The organism is Streptomyces sp. NPDC055815 (genome assembly GCF_053616475.1).
On the sequence record NZ_JBSHDU010000002.1, the window covers coordinates 162,876 to 183,461 of the forward strand.

21 protein-coding genes and 1 pseudogene are annotated in these 20,586 nt (G+C 73.5%); 15 read left to right on the top strand and 7 right to left on the bottom strand.

The window, feature by feature from the left end; translation table 11 throughout:
- Nucleotides 1-474 (top strand): C40 family peptidase, encoded by a 474-nt coding sequence (locus ACWGN5_RS02510; protein WP_453510757.1) that lies wholly within the window; start codon nucleotides 1-3, stop codon nucleotides 472-474.
- 70 nt (nucleotides 475-544) lie between these two features.
- On the opposite strand, the gene ACWGN5_RS02515 is transcribed toward ACWGN5_RS02510, so the two are convergent.
- Nucleotides 545-1,528, bottom strand: coding sequence for a GlxA family transcriptional regulator (locus ACWGN5_RS02515; RefSeq protein WP_453510758.1), 984 nt, complete (start codon nucleotides 1,526-1,528; stop codon nucleotides 545-547).
- Nucleotides 1,529-1,580: 52 nt separating this feature from the next.
- Between ACWGN5_RS02515 and ACWGN5_RS02520 the strand changes: the two genes are divergently transcribed.
- On the top strand, nucleotides 1,581-1,994 hold the full coding sequence (locus ACWGN5_RS02520; RefSeq protein ID WP_453510759.1) for a cupin domain-containing protein: 414 nt from the start codon (nucleotides 1,581-1,583) through the stop codon (nucleotides 1,992-1,994).
- Here the strand turns inward: ACWGN5_RS02520 and ACWGN5_RS02525 are convergent.
- Together ACWGN5_RS02525 and ACWGN5_RS02530 are read right to left on the bottom strand one after the other, a co-directional pair.
- Nucleotides 1,991-2,428: an ATP-binding protein gene (locus ACWGN5_RS02525; protein WP_453510760.1), complete on the bottom strand. Its 438-nt coding sequence runs from the start codon at nucleotides 2,426-2,428 to the stop codon at nucleotides 1,991-1,993. The genes ACWGN5_RS02520 and ACWGN5_RS02525 overlap by 4 nt on opposite strands.
- Nucleotides 2,429-2,598: 170 nt before the next feature.
- On the bottom strand, nucleotides 2,599-3,777 hold the full coding sequence (locus ACWGN5_RS02530) for an 8-amino-7-oxononanoate synthase (RefSeq protein ID WP_453510879.1): 1,179 nt from the start codon (nucleotides 3,775-3,777) through the stop codon (nucleotides 2,599-2,601).
- A 227-nt stretch (nucleotides 3,778-4,004) separates the two neighbouring features.
- Between ACWGN5_RS02530 and bioB the strand changes: the two genes are divergently transcribed.
- The 8 genes from bioB to ACWGN5_RS02570 all read left to right on the top strand — a co-directional run bounded on the left by bioB (nucleotide 4,005) and on the right by ACWGN5_RS02570 (nucleotide 11,427).
- Nucleotides 4,005-5,234: a biotin synthase BioB gene (gene bioB, locus ACWGN5_RS02535; RefSeq protein WP_453510761.1), complete on the top strand. Its 1,230-nt coding sequence runs from the start codon at nucleotides 4,005-4,007 to the stop codon at nucleotides 5,232-5,234.
- The gene (locus tag ACWGN5_RS02540) at nucleotides 5,227-6,507 is read left to right on the top strand and encodes an adenosylmethionine--8-amino-7-oxononanoate transaminase (protein ID WP_453510762.1); all 1,281 of its coding nucleotides are present in this window, start codon (nucleotides 5,227-5,229) and stop codon (nucleotides 6,505-6,507) included. The genes bioB and ACWGN5_RS02540 overlap by 8 nt, the downstream gene beginning before the upstream one ends.
- A gap of 160 nt (nucleotides 6,508-6,667) precedes the next feature.
- Nucleotides 6,668-7,387 (top strand): dethiobiotin synthase, encoded by a 720-nt coding sequence (gene bioD / locus ACWGN5_RS02545; RefSeq protein ID WP_453510763.1) that lies wholly within the window; start codon nucleotides 6,668-6,670, stop codon nucleotides 7,385-7,387.
- Nucleotides 7,388-7,415: 28 nt separating this feature from the next.
- Nucleotides 7,416-7,760 (top strand): VOC family protein, encoded by a 345-nt coding sequence (locus ACWGN5_RS02550; RefSeq protein WP_453510764.1) that lies wholly within the window; start codon nucleotides 7,416-7,418, stop codon nucleotides 7,758-7,760.
- An 11-nt stretch (nucleotides 7,761-7,771) separates the two neighbouring features.
- The gene (locus tag ACWGN5_RS02555; RefSeq protein WP_453510765.1) at nucleotides 7,772-8,425 is read left to right on the top strand and encodes a class I SAM-dependent methyltransferase; all 654 of its coding nucleotides are present in this window, start codon (nucleotides 7,772-7,774) and stop codon (nucleotides 8,423-8,425) included.
- Nucleotides 8,426-8,465: 40 nt separating this feature from the next.
- Nucleotides 8,466-8,894 carry a GNAT family N-acetyltransferase gene (locus tag ACWGN5_RS02560; protein ID WP_453510766.1) on the top strand — a complete coding sequence of 143 codons (429 nt, stop codon included), beginning with the start codon at nucleotides 8,466-8,468 and terminating at the stop codon, nucleotides 8,892-8,894.
- A 173-nt stretch (nucleotides 8,895-9,067) separates the two neighbouring features.
- The gene (locus ACWGN5_RS02565) at nucleotides 9,068-10,411 is read left to right on the top strand and encodes a hemolysin family protein (RefSeq protein ID WP_453510767.1); all 1,344 of its coding nucleotides are present in this window, start codon (nucleotides 9,068-9,070) and stop codon (nucleotides 10,409-10,411) included.
- Nucleotides 10,408-11,427, top strand: coding sequence for a hemolysin family protein (locus tag ACWGN5_RS02570; protein WP_453510768.1), 1,020 nt, complete (start codon nucleotides 10,408-10,410; stop codon nucleotides 11,425-11,427). The genes ACWGN5_RS02565 and ACWGN5_RS02570 overlap by 4 nt, the downstream gene beginning before the upstream one ends.
- Nucleotides 11,428-11,525: 98 nt before the next feature.
- Here ACWGN5_RS02570 and ACWGN5_RS02575 read toward each other — a convergent pair whose 3' ends face one another.
- Nucleotides 11,526-12,608: a maleylpyruvate isomerase N-terminal domain-containing protein gene (locus tag ACWGN5_RS02575; protein ID WP_453510769.1), complete on the bottom strand. Its 1,083-nt coding sequence runs from the start codon at nucleotides 12,606-12,608 to the stop codon at nucleotides 11,526-11,528.
- A 64-nt stretch (nucleotides 12,609-12,672) separates the two neighbouring features.
- Here ACWGN5_RS02575 and ACWGN5_RS02580 point away from each other — a divergent pair, with 64 nt between their 5' ends.
- From ACWGN5_RS02580 to mug, 3 genes and pseudogenes are all read left to right on the top strand, one after another.
- Nucleotides 12,673-13,455 (top strand): SGNH/GDSL hydrolase family protein, encoded by a 783-nt coding sequence (locus ACWGN5_RS02580; RefSeq protein WP_453510770.1) that lies wholly within the window; start codon nucleotides 12,673-12,675, stop codon nucleotides 13,453-13,455.
- Nucleotides 13,456-13,563: 108 nt separating this feature from the next.
- Nucleotides 13,564-15,006 carry an adenylosuccinate lyase gene (gene purB / locus ACWGN5_RS02585; protein ID WP_453510771.1) on the top strand — a complete coding sequence of 481 codons (1,443 nt, stop codon included), beginning with the start codon at nucleotides 13,564-13,566 and terminating at the stop codon, nucleotides 15,004-15,006.
- 113 nt (nucleotides 15,007-15,119) lie between these two features.
- Nucleotides 15,120-15,585, top strand: a pseudogene (gene mug / locus ACWGN5_RS02590) (G/U mismatch-specific DNA glycosylase).
- Here the strand turns inward: mug and ACWGN5_RS02595 are convergent.
- Nucleotides 15,582-16,058 (bottom strand): hypothetical protein, encoded by a 477-nt coding sequence (locus ACWGN5_RS02595; protein ID WP_453510772.1) that lies wholly within the window; start codon nucleotides 16,056-16,058, stop codon nucleotides 15,582-15,584. The pseudogene mug and the gene ACWGN5_RS02595 sit on opposite strands and share 4 nt — an antisense overlap.
- A 152-nt stretch (nucleotides 16,059-16,210) precedes the next feature.
- Here ACWGN5_RS02595 and ACWGN5_RS02600 point away from each other — a divergent pair, with 152 nt between their 5' ends.
- The gene (locus tag ACWGN5_RS02600) at nucleotides 16,211-17,368 is read left to right on the top strand and encodes an ROK family transcriptional regulator (protein WP_453510773.1); all 1,158 of its coding nucleotides are present in this window, start codon (nucleotides 16,211-16,213) and stop codon (nucleotides 17,366-17,368) included.
- A 47-nt stretch (nucleotides 17,369-17,415) separates the two neighbouring features.
- Here ACWGN5_RS02600 and ACWGN5_RS02605 read toward each other — a convergent pair whose 3' ends face one another.
- Both ACWGN5_RS02605 and ACWGN5_RS02610 read right to left on the bottom strand, forming a co-directional pair.
- Nucleotides 17,416-18,156, bottom strand: a complete 741-nt coding sequence (locus ACWGN5_RS02605) for a GntR family transcriptional regulator (RefSeq protein ID WP_453510774.1) — start codon at nucleotides 18,154-18,156, stop codon at nucleotides 17,416-17,418.
- Nucleotides 18,157-18,426: 270 nt separating this feature from the next.
- On the bottom strand, nucleotides 18,427-19,341 hold the full coding sequence (locus ACWGN5_RS02610) for an RNA polymerase sigma-70 factor (protein ID WP_453510775.1): 915 nt from the start codon (nucleotides 19,339-19,341) through the stop codon (nucleotides 18,427-18,429).
- A 154-nt stretch (nucleotides 19,342-19,495) separates the two neighbouring features.
- Here ACWGN5_RS02610 and ACWGN5_RS02615 point away from each other — a divergent pair, with 154 nt between their 5' ends.
- Nucleotides 19,496-20,326 (top strand): alpha/beta fold hydrolase, encoded by an 831-nt coding sequence (locus ACWGN5_RS02615; protein ID WP_453510776.1) that lies wholly within the window; start codon nucleotides 19,496-19,498, stop codon nucleotides 20,324-20,326.
- The last annotated feature ends 260 nt before the right edge of the window (nucleotides 20,327-20,586 follow it).

Consider the following 20,586-nt stretch of genomic DNA (forward strand, 5'->3'; position numbering starts at 1 on the left):
ATGACTGCGCAGATGCACGTCCCGTCCCTGCTGTCCCGGGCCGGAGCCGTCTCGGCTCTCACCCTCGCCGCCGTCGGCGGCACGTTGCTCGCACCAGGTGCGGCGACCGAGGCCCAGGCAGCCACCACATACGCGAACAAGGCACTGAGCGTCGCCGCGTCCAAGAAGGGAGCCCCGTACCGGTACGGAAGCGCCGGACCCTCCAGGTTCGACTGCTCCGGTCTGACGCTCTACGCGTACAAGCAGGCGGGCAAGTCGCTGCCCCGCACCGCGCAGCAGCAGTACAACAAGACCCGGCACATCTCGGCGTCCGGCAGACAGAAGGGGGACCTGGTCTTCTTCCACTCGGGTGGAAGCGTCTACCACGTGGGCATCTACGCCGGCGACGGCAAGATCTGGCACTCGCCCAAGACGGGATCCTGGGTGAAGCTCGACAAGATCTGGACGTCGAAGGTCTACTACGGCCGAGTCTGATGACGCCCGCCGGGCACTGAGCCGGACGAGCGGGGTGCGGTGGCGCCGCCCCACCCCGCCCGTCCGGGCCTCAACTCGCCTGTGGCCCGAACCGGGCCCGGTACGCCGACGGGGAGATCCCGGTCTCACGGCGCATCAGCGTCCGCAGATGGGCGGCGGTGCCGAGTCCGCTGAGCCGCGCGACCACCTCGAAGCGGTGCTCGCCCCGCTCGATCAACCGGCACGCCAGGGCGACCCGTTCCCCCGTGAGCCACGCCAGCGGTGTCGTTCCCACCTCGGCCCGGAAGCGACGGTGCAGCGTCGCCGGACTGACCGCCGCACGTGCCGCGAGGTCGGCGACCGTGAGCGGTGCGTCCAGGCACTGCTTGGCCCAGGCCAGGACCGGCGCCAGGGACTCGTCCGGCAGGTCGGGCATCGGGCGCTCCACGAACTGCCGCTGCCCGCCGCTCCGGTGCGCGGCGAAGACCAGCCGCCGGCTCACCGAGTTGGCCACCTCCGCGCCGTGGTCACGGCGGACCAGATACAGCCCGAGGTCGAGCGCGGCCGCGCTGCCCGCGGCGGTGAGGATGTCGCCGTCGTCCACGAACAGCACGTCCGGTTCGAGGCGGACGGAGGGGAAGCGGGCCCGGAAGGCATCCGCCCACTGCCAGTGCGCGGTGGCCCTGCGGCCGTCGAGGACCCCGGCCTCGGCCAGGGTGAAGGCGCCGCTGCAGAAACCGACCAGACGCGCACCGCGCGCGTGCGCCCGTCGGACGGCGTCGAGCACGGCGGGCCGCCGGGGCACTTCGACGTCGGGGCGGTTGGGGACGATCAGGGTGTCCGCCGAGTCGGCCGCCTCCAGACCGGCGACGCCCGTGAGCGTGAAGAACCCGTCCCGCATCAGGGTGCGGGGCTCCGGGGAGCAGAGCCGGAAGTCGTAGAGGTCACGACCGAGCTCCGGTCGGCGCAGACCGAAGACCTCGGTCGCGCAGCCGAGCTCGAAGGGGTTCGAGTTCGCGTCCACGATCACGACGACCCGGTGGACGTCCGCCGCCTGCGAGGATTCTTTCGCCATATGCGATTCCTAGCACTCACGCCGGCCGTACGAAACGGCCCACGATGAGCGCATGAGCGACGAACCCATCCCCCTCGCCACGGCTCTGGCCTCCTTCGACGCCCTGTGGAGCCCCCGCATCGTCACGCGCGTCAACGACTACGACGTCCGCATCGCCAAGGTCGAGGGCGAACACATCTGGCACGTCCACGACGACACCGACGAGTTCTTCCTCGTCCTCGACGGGGAGCTGCACATCTCCTTGCGCGAGCCCGGAGGCGAGCGCACGGTCGTGCTCCCGAAGGGCTCGGTCTACACCGTCCCGCGAGCCACGGAACACAAGCCGTACGCTCCGTCCGGCGCCGCCATCCTCATGTTCGAACCCACGGGGACACCGACCGTGGGCGACCGGCACGAGGAGATCCCGGACCACGTGGACGCGACGACCGGACACGCGCTCGATCCGGAGAGGCCCTGGAGGCCCTAGGAGATCGGGACCGGGGCGGCCGTCCAGGGCAGCGTGATCCAGACCGTCTTGCCGCCCTCCTCGGTCGGCGTGACCGAGAGCCGGCCGCCCGCCTCCGCCGCCAGGGAGCGGATGATGACCATGCCCCGGCCGTTGTCCTGCTGGACCGCCGCCGGGAGCCTGCGGGGCCAGCGCGGATGGCTGTCGGTGACACCGATGTGGAGCCGCTCCTCGCGCTCCAGACGGACGTCGACCGTGAAGGTGGGCGACTGCCCGAAGGTGTGCAGGACGGCGTTGGTGGCCAGTTCCGAGACCATCAGGCGGATCGCGTCCGCCAGGTCGTCCGCACCGTCGAGGCCCCAGCCGTCGAGGACCTCCGCGACGAACCGCCGGGCCGTGGGGACCGACGCGGGATCGCTCGGCAGAGTGACGGATGCTTCCTGATGGTCTGCCATGGCGACGCTGTCCCTTTCCCGCCGGGACTACCGCCCCGGATCGCGCTTCGCGTCAGAATCCCACCGATCGTGCCGCCCCGGCAGGCGTTCCACCAAGATATGTCCCCATCTGTCGCCCGAAGCGGTGAACTCTGCTGCCCCTGACCGCCCTTGGACCTCCCGACGGGCCGTCAGATCTTCGGCGCGGTCCGCAGGATCGTCTCCACCGCGCGGGCGATCTCCGCGTCCGTCAGATCGGCCCGGGCCGTGAGCCGCAGCCGCGAGATGCCGTCGGGGACCGACGGGGGCCGGAAGCAGCCGACCGCCAGGCCCTGTTCGCGGCAGTCCGCCGCCCACCGCAGCGCCGCCTCCGGGGAGGGGGCGTGGACCGAGACGACGGCCGCGTCGGGCCGGGCCGCGGTGAGACCCGCCTCCGTGAGCAGCCGGTGCAGCGTGGCCGCGACGGTACGAGCCCGCTCGGCGAGGCCCGGTTCGGCCGCGATCAGCCGCAGGCTCGCGAGCGCGCCGCCGGCGGCGGCCGGGGCGAGCCCGGTGTCGAAGATGAAGGTGCGGGCCGCGTTCACCAGGTGCTCGATCACCCGGGCCGGGCCGAGCACGGCCCCGCCCTGGCTGCCGAGGGACTTGGAGAGCGTGAGGGTGGCGACGACGTCCTCGTCGCCCGCGAGCCCGGCCTCGTGCAGGGCGCCCCGGCCGCCCTCGCCGAGGACTCCGAAACCGTGGGCGTCGTCGACGACCAGTCCGGCGCCGTGCGCGCGGCAGGCCTCGGCGAGCTCCCGGAGCGGCGCCTTGTCGCCGTCGACGGAGAAGACGGAGTCGCTGACGACCAGGGCCCGGCGCCCCGGGTGCGCGTCCAGGGTCTTGGCGACGGCCTCGGGGTCGGTGTGCGGGACGACGGCGGTCTCGGCGCGCGCGAGACGGCAGCCGTCCACGATCGAGGCGTGGTTGGAGGCGTCGGACACGATCAGCGCGTCCCGGCCGCCGAGCGCGGTGAGCGCGGCGAGGTTGGCGGTGTAGCCGGAGGAGAAGACGAGGGCCGCCTCGAAGCCGCAGAACTCGGCGAGTTCGCGCTCCAGGCGGGTGTGCAGCCGGGTGGTGCCGGTGACGAGCCGTGAACCGGTGGAGCCGGCGCCCCAGCGCCTGGCCGCCTCGGCCGCCGCCTCGGTGACCTCGGGGCGGCGGGTGAGGCCGAGGTAGTCGTTGCTCGCCAGGTCCAGGAGGTCCGACTCGGCCGCCCGGGGCCGCAGCGTCCGGACGAGACCGGCCTCGGCCCGGCGGCGCGCCTCGGCGTCGGTCCAGTCGAAGGCGGTGCGGCGCGGGCCCGCGGCCCGTACGTCGTCGGCGCTCGGGATCGCGGCCCGTACGTCGTCGGCGCTCGGGTCCGCGGCCCGTACGTCGTCGGCGCCTGCGGCGCGTGCGTCCTCGTCCCGTGGCATGCGGCGATCCTTTTGTAGGCAGCGCACAGACCCTAACCGCAGGATGCCGAGGTCGGGATGTGGTCATCCACACACCTCTATCCGGGCCGTTTGTTCGGATCCTCCTTGGCCCGGGGGTGGGCGGTAGGCAAGGATCTGCGGTTATGGACCTGCTGAACACCCTGGTGGAGAAGGGGCTGCGGCGCGAGCTGCCGACCCGTGAAGAAGCGCTCGCCGTGCTGGCGACCTCCGACGACGAACTGCTCGATGTGGTGGCGGCGGCCGGCAAGGTGCGCCGTCAGTGGTTCGGGCGCCGGGTGAAGCTCAACTACCTGGTCAACCTGAAGTCCGGTCTCTGTCCCGAGGACTGCTCGTACTGCTCGCAGCGGCTCGGCTCGAAGGCCGAGATCCTCAAGTACACCTGGCTGAAGCCGGACGAGGCCTCCCAGGCCGCGGCGGCGGGTGTCGCGGGCGGCGCCAAGCGGGTCTGCCTGGTGGCCAGCGGCCGCGGTCCGACGGACCGGGACGTGGAGCGCGTCGGGAAGACGATCGAGGCGATCAAGGAGCAGAACGAGGGCGTCGAGGTGTGCGCCTGTCTCGGTCTGCTCTCGGACGGCCAGGCGGAGCGGCTGCGGGAGGCCGGCGCCGACGCGTACAACCACAACCTGAACACGTCCGAGGCGACGTACGGGGACATCACCAAGACCCACACCTACGCGGACCGCGTGGACACCGTGCAGAAGGCGCACGCCGCCGGCCTGTCGGCGTGCTCGGGTCTGATCGCGGGCATGGGCGAGAGCGACGAGGACCTCGTCGACGTCGTGTACGCGCTGCGCGAGCTCGACTCGGACTCGGTGCCGGTCAACTTCCTCATCCCCTTCGAGGGCACGCCGCTCGCCAAGGAGTGGAACCTCACCCCGCAGCGCTGCCTGCGGATCCTCGCGATGGTCCGGTTCGTCTGCCCCGACGTCGAGGTCCGGATCGCCGGCGGCCGCGAGGTGCACCTGCGCACGATGCAGCCGCTCGCGCTGAACATCGCGAACTCGATCTTCCTCGGCGACTACCTGACCAGCGAGGGCCAGGCCGGCCAGGCCGACCTGGACATGATCGCGGACGCGGGCTTCGAGGTGGAGGGCGCGGGCACGACCACCCTCCCCAAGCACCGCGCGGACGCGCTCGCGGCGGCCGGCGCCATCGGCGGCTGCGGCTCGACGGCCTCGGCGGGCTGCGGCTCGGAGGCCTCTTCCGGCTGCGGCTCGCACGCGGAGGAGGGCGCCGGCTGCGGCCCCTGCGGCGGTCACGCTCCGGCGGCTCCCGCCGTGAACGAGGCCCGCACCGACCTGGTGGCCGTGCGCCGCCGGGGCGCCGGCACGGACCTCGCGCCGAATGCGTAACGACGAACTCCTCGCCCTGGACCGGGCGCACGTCTGGCATCCGTACGGCCCCATGCCGGGCCGCGCGGAGCCGCTGGTCGTCGCGTCCGCGTCCGGGGTGCGCCTCCGGCTCGCCGAACCCGTCGAGGGACAGGACGAGTTGGTCGACGGCATGTCCTCGTGGTGGTCGGCGATCCACGGCTACAACCACCCCGTGCTCAACGAGGCGGTGCGCGGCCAGCTGGAGAAGATGAGCCACGTCATGTTCGGCGGGCTCACCCACGAGCCGGCCGTCCGGCTCGCCGCCCGGCTCGTGGAGATCACCCCGGAGCCGCTGCGGCACGTCTTCCTCAGCGACTCGGGCTCGGTCTCCGTCGAGGTGGCGGCCAAGATGTGCCTGCAGTACTGGCGCTCCCTGGGCCGCCCCGAGAAGCAGCGGCTCTTCACCTGGCGCGGCGGCTACCACGGCGACACCTGGCAGCCGATGTCCGTGTGCGACCCGCAGGGCGGGATGCACGAGCTGTGGTCGGGGGTGCTCCAGCGGCAGGTCTTCACGGACGCGCCGCCGGCCTCGTACGAGGAGTCGTACGCCGAACTGCTCCGGACCCGGATCGCCGAGCACGCGCACGAGCTGGCCGCGGTGGTCGTGGAGCCGGTCGTGCAGGGCGCGGGCGGCATGCGGTTCCACGACCCGGCGTATCTGCGGGTGCTGCGCGAGGCCTGCGACGCGCACGACGTGCTGCTCGTCTTCGACGAGATCGCGACCGGCTTCGGGCGGACGGGCACGCTGTTCGCGGCCGACCGGGCCGGGGTCTCCCCCGACGTGATGTGCGTGGGCAAGGCGCTGACCGGCGGCTACCTGTCGATGGCGGCGACGCTCTGCACGAGCCGGGTCGCCGACGGGATCTCGCGCGGCGAGGTGCCGGTCCTGGCGCACGGCCCCACCTTCATGGGGAACCCCCTCGCGTCGGCGGTCGCCCTCGCCTCGATCGACCTGCTGCTCTCGCAGGACTGGGAGGTCGAGGTCAAGCGGATCGAGACGGGCCTGCGGGACGGACTCGCCCCGGCGGCCGACCTCCCCGGCGTGCGCGACGTGCGGGTGCTCGGGGCGATCGGCGTCGTCCAGCTCGACCACGAGGTCGACATGGCGGCGGCGACCCGCGCGGCGGTCCGCGAGGGCGTCTGGCTCCGCCCGTTCCGCGACCTGATCTACACGATGCCGCCGTACGTGACGAGCGACGAGGACGTGTCCCGCATCTGCAGAGCGGTGAGGGCAGCGGCGCAGGCGGGCTGACGCCGCCCCCCGTTGTGGGCGCGCTTCCGCCGTTGTGGGCAATCGTTCCGCAGGGCGGAACGGGTGGGCACAACGGAACGGCGCGCATAGCCGCGCCCAGGCTCCCGCGCCTGAACCCGCACCGCGACAAGGCCGCACCGAACAAGGAAGGACGCCCCCCATGGGCATCATCGTCGTGACCGGCACCGGCACGGAGATCGGCAAGACGATCGTCACCGCAGCGGTAGCCGCCGTCGCCACCACGGCAGGAAGGTCCGTCGCCGTCCTCAAGCCCGCCCAGACCGGTGTCGGCCCGGACGAGCAGGGCGACGCCCACGAGGTCGTCCGCCTCTCCGGCGCCCCGACCTCCGCCGAACTGGCCCGTTTCCCGGAGCCGCTGGCCCCGGGGACGGCCGCCCGCCGGGCCGGGCTGGCCCCGGTGGGGCCCGGGGAGGTCGCCGAGGCCGCCCGGAAGCTGGCCGCCGAGCACGACCTGGTGCTCGTGGAGGGCGCGGGCGGGCTCCTCGTCCGCTTCGACGAGGAGGGCGGCACGCTCGCCGACGCGGCCGCGCTCCTCGGCGCCCCCGTCCTGGTGGTGGCCCCGGCCGGCCTGGGCACGCTCAACTCGACCGCGCTGACGGCCGAGGCGCTGCGGGCCCGCGGGATCGAGCAGCTCGGCGTCGTCGTCGGCAGCTGGCCGGACGCGCCGGACCTGGCGGCGCGCTGCAACCTCGCGGACCTGCCGCTGGCCGCGGGCGCTCCGCTGCTCGGAGCCGTACCGGAGGGTTCGGGGGCGCTCGACCCGGCGGACTTCCGGGCGGCGGCGGGCGGCTGGCTGGCGCCGGAGCTCGGCGGCACGTGGGACGCGGAGGCGTTCGCGCGGGCTTTCTCGGAGGCGTAGGCGGCACCGGTCTCCGTACGCTGACGGTATGCGCGCACGAGTTCAGGAGATCGTCTTCGACTGCGCCGCCCCGGCGGCGCTCGTCCGGTTCTGGGCCGGCCTCCTCGGCGGCGAGCCCGTCGACCGCAGCGCCGACTGGTCGTACGTGGATCCGCCGGGGTTCGTACGGATCGCCTTCCAGCGGGTGCCGGAGGGCAAGGCCGTGAAGAACCGGGTCCATCTCGACGTGGAGGTGGCGGATCCGGCGCGGGCGGCCGAGGAGGTGCTGCCGCTGGGGGCGGTGGCGGTCGGCGGCCTGGTCACCGACGAGCAGGGCTCCTTCCAGGTCATGCGGGACCCGGAGGGAAACGAGTTCTGCTTCGTGACGGGATGAGGTGACCGGTGATGACTCACCCCGGCGCGCCTCCCCGTGTCCACCACCCTCTGTTCGCCCGCTTCTACGCCCGGTTCAGCGTCTCGGCCGACGCGCACGGCGGGCTCGGTGCCCTGCGGACCGAGCTGCTGGCCGGGCTCTCCGGCCGGGTCGTCGAGATCGGCGCGGGGAACGGCCTGAACTTCGCGCACTACCCGTCCGGGGTCACCGAGGTCGTGGCCGTCGAGCCGGAGGCCCATCTGCGCCGGCTGGCCGGGGAGGCCGCGGGCCGGGCCGCCGTCCCGGTGACCGTGCTGCCGGGCACGGCCGAGGCGCTGCCCGGCCCGGACGGAGCCTTCGACGCGGCGGTGGCCTCGCTGGTGCTGTGCACCGTACGGAACGTGCCGGAGGTCCTCGCCGAGCTGCGGCGGGTGCTGCGGCCCGGCGGCGAGCTGCGGTTCTTCGAGCACGGGGTGGCCGACACGCCGGGGCTCGCGCGGGTGCAGCGGGGTCTGGACCGCACGGTCTGGCCGCTGCTGTTCGGCGGCTGCCACACCTCCCGTACCCCACTGGCGGCGATCGAGGCTGCGGGCTTCGCGCTCGTCTCGTACCGCTCCTTCGACGTTCCCGAGCGGGGCCCGCGGCTGCCGTCCTCGCCCTGCGTGCTGGGCAGGGCCCGGCGGTAAACCCTGGCAGGGCCGCCGGGCGACGTGATGGGATCGGGCCATGATCGATGTGAAGATTCGCGCCGCCCTGACCGACGAGGCGGAGGCCGTCCTGGCCTTCTGGCGGGAGTCCGCCGAGGGGACGTCCATCTCCGACGACGTGAACGGCGTGACCCGGCTCCTGGAGCGCGACCCCGAGGCGCTGATCCTGGCCGCGCTGCCCGACGGGCGGATCGTCGGGTCCGTGATCGCCGGCTGGGACGGCTGGCGGGCCTCGCTCTACCGGCTCGCCGTGCTGCCCTCGCACCGGCGGCGGGGCATCTCGACCGCGCTCCTGCGCGCGGCGGAGGATCGTTTCGCCGCGCTCGGCGGGCGCCGGGCCGACGCGATGGTCCTGGTGGCGAACGAGACGGCGCACGCCGCGTGGGGGGCCGCGGGGTACGAGCGGCAGGAGCAGTGGCGCCGGTGGGTGAAGCCGTTCCCGGCGTAGTCACGGGGGCGGCCGGCACCCGACTTTGCCGATCCTTTACCATGGTGTCTCCTCCCGACGACCGAAAGGTGTGAACGTCCGCCCATGGGCGAGCCTCCCAGTAGCACTGGTTCCGACCATCGACATCGAGCGATCCCTCTCCCGCTGACTGATCATGGGACGGAGGTGAACCGATGACCGAAGTGCTTCTGCTCGTGGTGGCGCTGCTGCTCGCTCTCGCGTGCGGCGCGTTCGTCGCGGCCGAGTTCTCCCTGACCACGGTCGAGCGCGGCGAGCTCGAAGCCGCCGTCGAGCGCGGCGAGCGGGGGGCGGCGGGCGCGCTCAAGGCCGTCCGCTCCCTCACCTTCCAGCTCTCCGGCGCCCAGCTGGGCATCACCGTGACCAACCTGGTCGTCGGCATGCTCTCCGAGCCCTCGATCGCCAAGCTGATCAGCGGCCCCCTGGAGTCCATCGGACTCTCCCCCTCGGCCGCCTCCTCCATCGCCCTCGTCCTGGGCACCGCCCTGTCGACCGTCGTCCTGATGGTCGTCGGCGAGCTGGTCCCCAAGAACTGGGCGATCTCCTCGCCACTGGCCGTCGCGAAGGTGGTGGGCACGCCGCAGCGCGTGTTCACGGCCGCGTTCAAGCCGTTCATCAGCCACCTCAACAACAGCGCGAACCGGATCCTGCGCCGCCTCGGCCTGGAGCCCACCGAGGAGCTCGCCTCCGCGCGCTCCCCGCAGGAGCTGGTGGCGCTGGCCCGGCACTCCGCGAAGGAGGGCGCCCTGGAGGCGGACACGGCCGAGCTGTTCGTCCGTACCCTCAACCTGGCCGAGCTGAACGCGGAGAACGTGATGACGCCCCGGGTGCAGGTCACCGCCCTGGAGGTGCACGCCACCGCCGAGGACGTCGCCAACGCGACCCGCGCGACCGGCCTGTCCCGCTTCCCCGTCTACCGGGGCAGCCTCGACGCGGTCGTCGGCATCGCCCACATCAAGGACGTCCTCGCGATACCGGCCGAGGAGCGGCACCGCCGCCCGATCGGCGAGATGCTGCGCGAGCCCCTGCTCGTCCCCGAGACGCTCACCGTGGACCGGCTGCTCGACCGGCTGTCCGGCAAGCAGACGATGGCCGTCGTCATCGACGAGTACGGCGGCACGGCCGGGGTCGTCACCCTGGAGGACATCGTCGAGGAGGTCGTCGGCGAGGTGCGCGACGAGCACGACCCGCACGAGACGCCCGACCTGGCGCGGGCGGGCGAGGACGCGGACGGCCGCGAGCTGTGGTCCGCCGACGGCGCCGCCCGCACGGACCAGCTGGCCACGATCGGCCTGCGGGTGCCGGACGGCCCGTACGAGACGCTCGCGGGCGTCCTCGCGACGGAGCTCGGCCGCATCCCCACCGCCGGGGACAGCGTGGAGCTGGCCGGCTGGCGGCTCGACGTCGTCGACGCCTCGGGCCGGCGCGCCGCGCGCGTGCTGCTGCACGCCCCGGCGCGGCACCACAGCGAGGACGAGGACGGGGAGGCCGGCCGATGATCGCGATCCAGCTGTTGATCGGTCTGCTGACGCTGGTCGTCAACGCCTTCTTCGTCGGCGCCGAGTTCGCCCTGATCTCGGTCCGCCGCAGCCAGATCGAACCCCTGGCCGACTCCGGGAACCGGCGGGCGCGCAGCGTCATCTGGGGCCTGGAGCACGTCTCCGCGATGCTCGCGGCGGCGCAGCTCGGCATCACGCTCTGCACCCTGGTCCTCGGCATCGTCGCCGAGCCGGCCATCGAGCACCTGCTCGAACCGGTCTTCGACGCGGTCGGCGTGCCGCACGGCGTGGCCGCCACGATCTCGTTCGCGATCGCGCTGGCCCTGGCGACGTATCTGCACATGCTGCTCGGCGAGATGGTGCCGAAGAACATCGCGCTGGCCGAGCCGACGCGCTCCGCGTTGCTCCTCGGTCCGCCCCTGGTGACGCTCGCGCGGGCGCTGCGGCCGGTGATCTTCGCGATCAACGCCTTCGCCAACGCGCTGCTCAAGCTGTTGCGGGTGGAGACCAAGGACGAGGTCTCGGCGACCTTCTCGGACGACGAGCTGGCCCGGATGGTCACGGACGCGGGCCACGCGGGTCTCCTGGACGACCGGGCCGCCGAGCGGCTGCACGACGCCCTCGAGCTGGGCCGGCGGCCCGTGCGGGACGTCGTGATGCCGGCGGAGAAGGTGGTGTACGCGCAGGTCGGCACCACTCCCGAGGAGCTGGAGGCGCTGTCGGCGCGGACCGGGTACTCCCGCTTCCCCGTGCTCGACGCCGAGCGCCGCATCCTGGGCTATCTGCACGTCAAGGACGCCCTGGACGTCACCCCGCGCGATCTGCCGTTCCCGGTGTCGGCGCTGCGGCCGATCGCCCGGGTCCGCGCGGCGACACCGCTCGACGACGTCCTCACCGCGATGCGCCGCAGCCGGACGCACCTGGCGGCCGTGCTCGACGAGGACGGCAAGCCGGCCGGCCTCGTGACGATGGAGGACGTGCTGCGGGAACTGGTGGGCCGCCCGGCGGCGCCGTGACGCGTGCGTGCCAGGCCCCGCGAGCCCGGCATGACCCGAAAGACAGGCCCCAGAGACGGAAGGGGCCCCGGGAGCGATCCCGGGGCCCCTTCCCCCTGTCAGAGGGCGGTGGCGGCGAGCCAGTCGTCCAGCAGGTCGTGGTCGCCGGTGCGGGTGAAGCGGGGGTCCTCGGCCGCGTACCGGCGGTGCAGGAGCAGGAGCAGCTCCCCGGTGTCCGCCGCGACGACGCCGGCGGTCGGCTCGGGGCCCCTGCTCCCCCGGCTCCAGGCGAAGCCGCCCCCGCCGAGGACGAGGGTCCGGACGGCGCCCGTGTCGCGGGCTTCGAGGCGCAGGACGGCGCCGTCGCGGTCGAGGTGGGCGAGGGGTTCGGCGATCCAGGGGATGTACGGAGCGTCGGTGAGGAAGTGGTCGATCGCGTCGGCGGCCGTGCGCGGGTCGATCGCCCGGGCGTCGCCGCCGAGGGCGAGCTCGGCGTCGGCGAGGTGGACGACCGCCTCGGAGAGCAGACGCCGGGAGTGGTGACGGACGTGCGGCTCCGCCCCCGGCGACCAGACCGGGACGTCCGGGTCGGCGGTGCTCAGGGCCGTGAGCACGCTCTCGGCGCCGGCGGTCAGCCAGTCGGCGCACGCGGCGGGGTCCGACGGCAGGTCGAGGGGGACGTCCTCCGTGCGGACGCGGACGGTGGCCCGGGTGCGTACCAGGTGCTCGGTCCAGCGGTGGACCGCGCCGAGGTGCCGTGTCAGGTCCGCGAGGGTCCAGCCGGGGCAGGTGGGCACCGGTGCCGTGGGCTCGGCGTCGCGCACGAGGTCGGCGAAGCGCAGCACGTGCGCGGCGAGGGCCTCGCAGGTCGCGGCGTGGACGGCGACGGGAGAACCGGTGCGGGGCGCGCAGGCCCCGCCGGACGCGGCCGGTGCGGTGCCGCGCGGTCCTGCGGTCACTCCGAGACGCTCGGGGGCCCGGATCAGCGCGTCCCGCCACGGGCCCGCCGGCTGCCGCAGCGCGGCCTCGCGGAAGAGGCCGTCGAGGGTGCGGCGGTCGGCGGCACCGAGTCCGCCCAGGGTGTGTCCGGTGTTCTCCAGCCACTTCACGGCCGTGTCCGGGTCGAGGTCGTCGGAGGTCTCGACCGCCGTGACCAGGTCCGCCAGCGCCTCGGCCAGCGTGCTCAGGAGCGCGTCGCTCATCGGGTTTCCCCTCCCGGGTTCTCCGGGGCAGCGCGCGCATACCGCACGGTATGATCGCTCCGCCATGGAGATCAATGCCACGTACAACAGTCTCGTCGCCGTCGGGGACAGCTTCACCGAGGGTATGTCGGACCTGAAGCCGGACGGCTCCTACGGGGGCTGGGCCGACGTCCTCGCGGGCCGGCTCGCCGCCCGCTCCCCCGGCTTCCGCTACGCCAACCTCGCCGTGCGCGGCAAGCTCATCGGCCAGATCGTCGACGAGCAAGTCGGCCTGGCCGCAGGCATGAAGGCCGATGTGGTGACCCTGGTCGGCGGGCTCAACGACACCCTGCGCCCGAAGGTCGACATGGTGCGGGTGCGGGACCTGCTGACCGAGGCAGTGGAACGCCTCACACCCTCCTGCGGGCAGCTGGTCCTGATGCGCAGCCCCGGCCGCAACGGGCCGGTCATGGAGCGCTTCCGGCCCCGGATGGAGGAGCTGTTCGCCCACATCGACGCACTCGCCGCCGAGCACGGCGCCCTGGTCGTCGACCTGTACGGGGCCCCGTCGCTCGGCGACCCCCGGCTCTGGGACGTGGACCGGCTGCACCTGACGGCCGACGGGCACCGGCGGGTCGCCGAGGCCGTCTGGCAGACGCTCGGTCTGGCCGCCGAGGAGGACTGGCGCACGCCGCTGCCCCCGGCGGTGCCGCCCGGCTGGGCGAGCCGCCGGATCGCGGACGCCCGCTTCGCCAGGGAGCACCTGGGCCCGTGGATCGGACGGCGCCTGACCGGCCGCTCCTCGGGGGACGGCCGCGCGCCCAAGCGTCCGGAGCTGCTGCCGTACGAGCCTCCGGCCGGCCCCTAGCATCGGCGGAGCGGGGCCCCCACGCGTGCGCGTGACCTGCGTCTCGTAGCAAGCTCCACACCGGACCGTGGCGCTGGCCTGCAGAAACCACCAGTAAACTCTGTGCACGTGACTGCTGTGACTGCGAAGCCCCGCATCCCCAACGTTCTGGCCGGCCGCTACGCCTCCGCGGAGCTCGCCGTCCTCTGGTCCCCCGAGCAGAAGGTGAAGCTGGAGCGTCAGCTGTGGCTCGCCGTGCTGCGTGCGCAGAAGGACCTCGGGATCGAGGTTCCGGACGCCGCCCTCGCCGACTACGAGCGCGTTCTCGACCAGGTCGACCTCGGCTCCATCGCCGAGCGCGAGAAGGTCACCCGGCACGACGTGAAGGCCCGGATCGAGGAGTTCAACGCCCTCGCCGGCCACGAGCACGTGCACAAGGGCATGACCTCGCGCGACCTCACCGAGAACGTCGAGCAGCTGCAGATCCGTCTCTCCCTGGAGCTGATGCGGGACCGTACGGTCGCCGTCCTCGCCCGCCTCGGCAAGCTGTCCGGCGAGTACGCGGAGCTGGTCATGGCCGGCCGCTCGCACAACGTCGCCGCCCAGGCGACCACCCTCGGCAAGCGCTTCGCGACGGCGGCGGACGAGCTGCTCGTGGCGTACGCCCGCCTTGAGGAGCTCCTCGGCCGCTACCCGCTGCGCGGGATCAAGGGCCCGGTCGGCACCGCGCAGGACATGCTGGACCTGCTCGGCGGCGACGCCGGCAAGCTCGCCGACCTGGAGCAGCGGATCGCCGGTCACCTCGGCTTCGCGCACGCCTTCACCTCGGTCGGCCAGGTCTACCCGCGCTCGCTCGACTACGACGTGGTCACCTCGCTGGTGCAGCTGGCCGCCGCGCCGTCCTCGATCGCCAAGACGATCCGTCTGATGGCGGGCCACGAGCTGGTCACCGAGGGCTTCAAGCCCGGCCAGGTCGGCTCCTCGGCGATGCCGCACAAGATGAACACCCGCTCCTGCGAGCGCGTCAACGGCCTGATGGTCATCCTGCGCGGCTACGCCTCGATGACCGGTGAGCTGGCGGGCGACCAGTGGAACGAGGGCGACGTGTCCTGCTCCGTGGTCCGCCGGGTCGCGCTGCCGGACGCGTTCTTCGCGCTCGACGGTCTCCTGGAGACCTTCCTGACCGTGCTCGACGAGTTCGGCGCCTTCCCGGCCGTCGTCGCCCGTGAGCTCGACCGCTACCTGCCGTTCCTGGCGACCACGAAGGTCCTCATGGGCGCGGTCCGCGCCGGCGTGGGCCGCGAGGTCGCCCACGAGGCCATCAAGGAGAACGCCGTCGCCTCCGCCCTCGCCATGCGCGAGCAGGGCACCGTGCAGAACGAGCTCCTCGACAAGCTGGCCGCCGACGAGCGGATCCCGCTGGACCGGGCGCAGCTCGACGAGCTGATGGCGGACAAGCTGTCCTTCACGGGCGCCGCCGCCGACCAGGTCGCATCGGTGGTCTCCCGTATCGAGGAGATCCTCAAGCAGCACCCGGAGGCCGCCGCCTACACCCCCGGGGCGATCCTCTGACCCGGACTCCCCGGTTCACCCAGGAGTAGCTGGAGGCCGCCCGCGACCGCGTCGTTCCCGACGTGGTGGCGGGCGGCCTTTCCGTGCTGTTCTGCGGGATCAACCCGGGTCTGATGACGGCGGCGACGGGCCACCTCCCCCAGACTCCGTCCGGGGGTACCCCCATCGCCCGGCCGGGCAACCGCTTCTGGCCGGTGCTGCACCTGTCGGGGTTCACGCCGAGGCTGCTGCGGCCGGACGAGCAGGAGGAGCTCCTCTCGTACGGGCCTGGGGATCACGAACGTGGTGGCGCGGCCGACCGCGCGGGCCGACGAGCTGAGCCGCGAGGAGTACCGCGAGGGCGGGCGGCTGCTCGTGGAGAAGGTGGAGCGGCTCGCGCCGCGCCGGCTCGCGGTCGTCGGCGTCACGGCGTACCGCACGGCCTTCGGGGAGCCGAAGGCCGCGATCGGGCCGCAGGAGCGGACGATCGGATCCACCCGGATCTGGGCGCTGCCCAACCCGAGTGGTCTCAACGCGCACTGGACGGCGGCGACGATGGCCGAGGAGTTCGCCCGGCTGCGGGCGGCGGCCGAGGCCTAGGGTCCGTCCGGGCCTGATGCGCCGGGCAGGCCCGGGACCGGCGGGTCCACGTCGGTGATGACGGCGAGGAGCTGGAACGGAAGCTCCTTGTCCCATTGGGAGACGCCGAGGCCCGTCCAGCGGCCGTCGGCCCGCCACAGCCACACGTCCGGGATGTGACAGCTGAGCGTGGACCACGGCTCCGGCATCTCCTCGCCGTCCATGCTCCGCTCCAGGACCGACCAGAGGCTCACCTCCTCCGGCGGGCCCCAGCGGGCGGTGAGCAGGGCGGCGAGCCCCTCGCGCTCCGCCTCGTACTGCTCCTCGACGAGCAGTCTGCGGGTGCCGTCGTCCTCCCAGAAGTCCTCGCTCGTCGCGAGCTCCCCTATGTGGAAACCCGGACCGCTGTCGAAGGGTCCGGAGCGCTCCGGTCTCGCCGGGAAGGCGAGCGAGCGGAGTAAGTCGATGGTCGCCAGGTGCCCTGCCGTGGTCATGGGACCAGTAAAGCGGCCGGCACTGACAGTTGGCGTCGCGTCAGGAGGCCGGGGAGCGATCCCCGCCCGTTCCGTGCCGGGGCGGCTCTCGCCGCATCCGGGCCCATTGAGTACCATCCGCCTGAGAAGCGCACGAGCTGGGAGGACACACGGTGGGGCGGCTGACCGGCGGGGATCCGTCTCTGCTGCGGCGGATCAACTCCGCGGTGGTACTCCATGCGCTGCGGGGCGCCGACGCGCCCACGCTCACGGACCTGACCCGGATCACGGGCCTGTCGCGGCCCACGGTCGAGGGGGTCGTCGAGGGCCTCATGGAGGGCGGTCTCGTCGTCGAGTCGGCGCCCGAGGAGGGCGAGGCCCGGCGGCAGGGACGTCCGGCACGGAGGTTCCGCTTCCGCGCCGAGGCCGGTCATCTGCTCGGCATCGAGATCGGCCCGCACCGCGTGGCCGCCCTGCTGTCCGGTCTGGACGGGCGCGTCATCGGCGCCGGGTCCCGCGAGGTGTCGGAGACGTCGCCCGAGGACGAGCGTCTCGACCGGGTGCGTACGGTGGTGGCCGACGTGCTGCGCAGGGCCGGGGTCCCCCGGTCCAATCTGCGGGCGGTCGGTGTCGGCACGCCCGGCATCGTGGAGGCCGACGGCACGGTGCGCCTCGGCACGGCGCTGCCCGGCTGGACGGGACTCGCGCTCGGTGAGCGGCTGAGGCGTTCCTTCCGCTGCCCGGTGATCGTGGAGAACGACGCCAACGCGGCGGCCGTCGCCGAGCACTGGAAGGGTGCCGCGACCGACTCCGACGACATCGTCTTCGTCCTGGCCGGCCTGAGCCCCGGCGCCGGTTCGCTGATCGGCGGCCGGCTGCACCGCGGCTTCGGCGGGGCGGCCGGGGAGATCGGCGCCCTGCACCTGCTCGGCCGGGGCGTCACGCCCGAGCATCTGCTGTCGACCACGGACGAGCCGCTGCACCCGCTGGACGAGCAGGCGGTCGCGGAGGTCTTCGCGCTGGCCCGCAAGGGCGACGCGCGCGCACAGGCGGCGGTGGAGCGGTTCATCCAGCGGCTCGTCCACGACGTGGCGGCCCTGGTCCTCGCGATCGATCCCGAGCTGGTGGTCGTCGGCGGCTGGGCGGCCGGACTCGACGGGGTGCTGCAGCCGCTCCGCGAGGAGCTGGCGCGGTTCTGCCTGCGGCCGCCCCGGGTCGTGCTGTCCCTGCTCGGCGAGGCCGCCGTGGGCACGGGCGCCCTGCGGCTCGCGCTCGACCACGTCGAGGAGCAGCTCTTCGCCGTCGACGGAACGGTGACGGCCCGCCGCTAGGAAGGTGGTGCCTTCCTGGTGACGGGCCGCGGGCCGAGGCGTGGCTGCTACGAGGCCATGACCAGGTCGACCGAGTCGCCGAAGGTGAGGCGGCAGGTGTCGGCGCGGTAGGTGGCCACGGAGACGGCGGCGGTGCGCCCGGCCGAGAGGTAGCGGGTCGTCACGACGAGGACGGGCGCGCCCGGCAGCCGGTCGAGCTCCTTGGCGTCGTCGGCGCGGGCGGAGCCGAGCTCCACGGAGCGGTCCTGGCCGTCGAGGGCGAGGTGCTGGAGTTCGCGCAGGACGGCGCGGGCGCGGGCGGGGCCGGCGGGCGCGTCGATGGCGCTGAGGCCGGGGACGGAGCCGGCCGGCACGTAGAGCAGCTCGGCCGCGACCGGCTGGCCCTGACTGATGCGGATGCGGCGCACGACGTGCACCTGCTCGTCGGTGCCGGTCTCCAGGACGCGGGCGACGGCGGTCGGGGCCGCGTCGGCGGTGGAGTCCTGGGGCTGCCAGACGTCGTCGCCGACGCCGGGCCAGGCCTGCTGGGTGGTGGAGACGTCGACGCCGACGCGGGGCGGGGCGACCGTGGTGCCGACGCCGCGGCGGCGCTGCAGGCGGCCTTCCAGCTCCAGCTGCTCCAGGGCCTGACGGAGCGTGGCGCGGGCGACGCCGAAGCGGGCCGCGAGCTCGCGCTCGTTGGGGAGGATCTCCCCGACGGCGAAGTCCGAGTCGAGCGCTTCGCCGATCACTGTCTTGAGGTGCTGGTACTTCGGCTCCGGTACCGATGCCAGCTGCGTGGTCCCCACCCTGATCCTCCGCAATTCGCCGTGTCCCGCGGCGTTTTTCCGCGCCCTTGTTTATTAAAGGTTCCTGCACTAACTCTGCGACCATAAGGCGAGCCACCCCCTTGGTCAAGACCAATCCTCCGTCGAACGCCCCTGAATGTGACCCTCTGACCTAGATCGTTCACAGGACGTTCGCGCCCTCGTGAGGCCCGCGCAGCAAAAGGCCCCGCCTCCCGGGAGGAGAGGCGGGGCGAGATCGAGCCGAATGGCGTGACCCTGGAGCCTGGGACGTCAGGCGTCGGCGAGGCCCTGGAGCTTGTCGGGGTTGCGGATGATGTGGACGCACTGGACGAGTCCGTCGCGCGACTCGATCTGGAAGACGGTGTCGGGCCGCCCGTCCGCGAGGACGAGCAGGGCGGGGGCGCCGTTGAGCTCCAGGAAGCGGAGCTCGTACCCGACCGCGAAGTCCCGGGCGACGGCGAAGAGGAAGCGGCCCACCTTGTCGGCGCTCTCGATGACCCGCAGCGGCGCCTTGGACTTGCCGCCGCTGTCGCCGACGAGCCGCACGTCCGGGGCGAGGATCGCGAGGAGCTCGCCGAGGTCGCCGCCGGCCGCGGCGGAGAGGAAGCGCTCGGTGAGGTCGCGGCGCTCGGCCGGGTCGACGTCGTAGCGCGGTCTGCCCTCGTCGACGTGGCGCCGGGCGCGTCCGGCGAGCTGGCGCACGGCCGCCTCGGAACGGTCGAGGGCGGTGGCGATCTCCCCGTACGGGAAGCCGAAGGCCTCGCGGAGCACGAACACGGCCCGCTCCAGCGGGGAGAGGGATTCGAGGACCACGAGGACGGCGAGGGAGACGGAGTCGGCGAGCAGCGCGCGCTCGGCGCTGTCGGGGGCGGCGGGGCCGAAGTCGGTGAGGAGGGGCTCGGGGAGCCAGGGGCCGACGTAGGACTCGCGGCGGGCCTGCGCCTGGCGGAGCCGGTCGATGGCGAGCCGGGTGGTGATCCGTACGAGGAAGGCACGCGGTTCCCGGACGGCGTCCCGGTCGGCGGCGGTCCAGCGCAGCCAGGCCTCCTGGACGACGTCCTCGGCGTCGGCGGTGCGGCCGAGCATCCGGTAGGCGACGCCGAGGAGCATCGGGCGGTGCTCCTCGAAGAGTTCGGTGAGGGTGTCGGTGCGGGCGGGAACGGCTGCTGCGATGTCGGTGGGCACGCGTCCATCCCAGCCCACGCCGTCGGCCGTGTCCAGTTTCCGGCTCCCGTCTTGAACTCCTGGCTACTGAGCGGTAATTCTTACTGACGGGACGTCTAAAAGGTGGCGCCTGCCGGTGTTCACGAAGCGCTGCACGAGGAACCGAGGAGCCCGCATGCCCGCACGGATCGCGTTCACGATCGAGACCCCGGCGGGTCCTCGCACCACGTCCCTGACGTACGAGCGGCGGGGCGCGGGCGAACCCCTGCTGCTGCTCCACGGCATCGGGCACCACTGGCAGGCCTGGGAACCCGTCCTCGACGTCCTCGCCGCCGAACGTGAGGTGATCGCCGCCGACCTGCCCGGTTTCGGGGCCTCCGACGGGCTGCCGGAAGGCGTCCCCTACGACCTGTCCACCGTCGTCCCCGTCCTCGGCGCCTTCTGCGAGGCCGTCGGCTTCGAGCGGCCGCACGTCGCGGGGAACTCGCTCGGCGGGCTGCTCGCCCTGGAGCTCGGCCGGGAGAAGCTGGTGCGCTCGGTCACGGCCCTCTCCCCCGCCGGCTTCTGGTCGGAGGCCGAGCGGCGGTACGCCTTCGGGACGCTGCGGGCGATGCGCGGCGCCGCCCTGTCGCTGCCCGTGCCGCTGATCGAGCGCCTCTCCCGTACGGCCGCCGGGCGCACGGTGCTCACCAGCACCATCTACGCGCGGCCCGGCCGCCGGTCACCCGAGGCCGTCGTCGCCGAGACGCTGGCGCTGCGCGGGGCCACCGGCTTCCACCAGACCCTCGCGGCGGGCCGGACCGCCCTCTTCCGCGACGACGTCCCCGCGGTTCCCATCACCGTCGCCTGGGGCAGCCGCGACCGGCTGCTGCTGCGCCGCCAGGGCGTCCGCGCCAAGCACACCCTGCCCGCCGCGCGCCTGGTCCGGCTGCCCGGCTGCGGGCACGTGCCGATGAACGACGACCCTGCTCTGGTCGCACGCGTCATCCTGGACGGCAGCCGCTGAGACGGGCCGGGGTTTCCGCGTGAACAGGCCGGTGCCGAGCGCGGCGCCCGCGCCGACGAGGAGGCTGCCGGCCGCCTGCGGGAGGCCGAAGGCGCCGCCTCCGACCAGGGCGGCGCTCAGGGCGGCGGCGATCGGGATGGCCCCGGTGTAGAGAGTGGCCCTCTCCATACCGACGCGCTGGACGCCCATGTAGAAGAGGACGAATCCGACGACCGTGGCCAGGGCAGCCTGCCAGACCAGAGCGCCCGCCTCCACGGCCA

What these genes read in the sequence shown, in the direction of transcription:
- ACWGN5_RS02510 (WP_453510757.1), top strand. Translation starts at nt 1, where the DNA reads ATGACTGCGCAGATGCACGTCCCGTCCCTGCTGTCCCGGGCCGGAGCC.
- ACWGN5_RS02515 (WP_453510758.1), bottom strand. Translation starts at nt 1,528, where the DNA reads ATGGCGAAAGAATCCTCGCAGGCGGCGGACGTCCACCGGGTCGTCGTG.
- ACWGN5_RS02520 (WP_453510759.1), top strand. Translation starts at nt 1,581, where the DNA reads ATGAGCGACGAACCCATCCCCCTCGCCACGGCTCTGGCCTCCTTCGAC.
- ACWGN5_RS02525 (WP_453510760.1), bottom strand. Translation starts at nt 2,428, where the DNA reads ATGGCAGACCATCAGGAAGCATCCGTCACTCTGCCGAGCGATCCCGCG.
- bioB (WP_453510761.1), top strand. Translation starts at nt 4,005, where the DNA reads ATGGACCTGCTGAACACCCTGGTGGAGAAGGGGCTGCGGCGCGAGCTG.
- ACWGN5_RS02540 (WP_453510762.1), top strand. Translation starts at nt 5,227, where the DNA reads ATGCGTAACGACGAACTCCTCGCCCTGGACCGGGCGCACGTCTGGCAT.
- bioD (WP_453510763.1), top strand. Translation starts at nt 6,668, where the DNA reads ATGGGCATCATCGTCGTGACCGGCACCGGCACGGAGATCGGCAAGACG.
- ACWGN5_RS02550 (WP_453510764.1), top strand. Translation starts at nt 7,416, where the DNA reads ATGCGCGCACGAGTTCAGGAGATCGTCTTCGACTGCGCCGCCCCGGCG.
- ACWGN5_RS02555 (WP_453510765.1), top strand. Translation starts at nt 7,772, where the DNA reads ATGACTCACCCCGGCGCGCCTCCCCGTGTCCACCACCCTCTGTTCGCC.
- ACWGN5_RS02560 (WP_453510766.1), top strand. Translation starts at nt 8,466, where the DNA reads ATGATCGATGTGAAGATTCGCGCCGCCCTGACCGACGAGGCGGAGGCC.
- ACWGN5_RS02565 (WP_453510767.1), top strand. Translation starts at nt 9,068, where the DNA reads ATGACCGAAGTGCTTCTGCTCGTGGTGGCGCTGCTGCTCGCTCTCGCG.
- ACWGN5_RS02570 (WP_453510768.1), top strand. Translation starts at nt 10,408, where the DNA reads ATGATCGCGATCCAGCTGTTGATCGGTCTGCTGACGCTGGTCGTCAAC.
- ACWGN5_RS02575 (WP_453510769.1), bottom strand. Translation starts at nt 12,608, where the DNA reads ATGAGCGACGCGCTCCTGAGCACGCTGGCCGAGGCGCTGGCGGACCTG.
- ACWGN5_RS02580 (WP_453510770.1), top strand. Translation starts at nt 12,673, where the DNA reads ATGGAGATCAATGCCACGTACAACAGTCTCGTCGCCGTCGGGGACAGC.
- ACWGN5_RS02595 (WP_453510772.1), bottom strand. Translation starts at nt 16,058, where the DNA reads ATGACCACGGCAGGGCACCTGGCGACCATCGACTTACTCCGCTCGCTC.
- ACWGN5_RS02615 (WP_453510776.1), top strand. Translation starts at nt 19,496, where the DNA reads ATGCCCGCACGGATCGCGTTCACGATCGAGACCCCGGCGGGTCCTCGC.